This is a genomic window from Vibrio sp. S234-5, from assembly GCF_000960595.1.
GTDB lineage: Bacteria > Pseudomonadota > Gammaproteobacteria > Enterobacterales > Vibrionaceae > Vibrio.
The window spans coordinates 1-203 of record NZ_JZAM01000380.1 but is presented as its reverse complement, the minus strand read 5'-3'; the positions used below and the strand labels follow the sequence as shown (position 1 = coordinate 203).

Below are 203 nucleotides of genomic sequence, written 5' to 3'. Positions count from 1 at the left end.
TGTTGTATCGACTAGCCGTCGCTTTTGCGTTGAGTTCTGGTATGTTTGGCCTTCAGGCCTCGGATCTCAATCTCGTGACCGCAGTATTGGTTGCGGTAGCGCTCATTGCACCTAAGCTCAAGCAAAGTATGAAAGCCAAACAACGCGTAACGACTGCTAAACAAGCGGCATCTAGAAATGGTTCTGGGAAGGCGTTATGATTG

Annotated in this window: 1 pseudogene; it reads left to right on the top strand. The window is 48.8% G+C overall.

Going from position 1 to position 203, the window contains the following annotated elements:
• Positions 1–200, top strand: a pseudogene (locus tag UF06_RS25160) (ABC transporter permease); the annotation flags it as partial.
• Positions 201–203 lie beyond the last annotated feature (3 nt).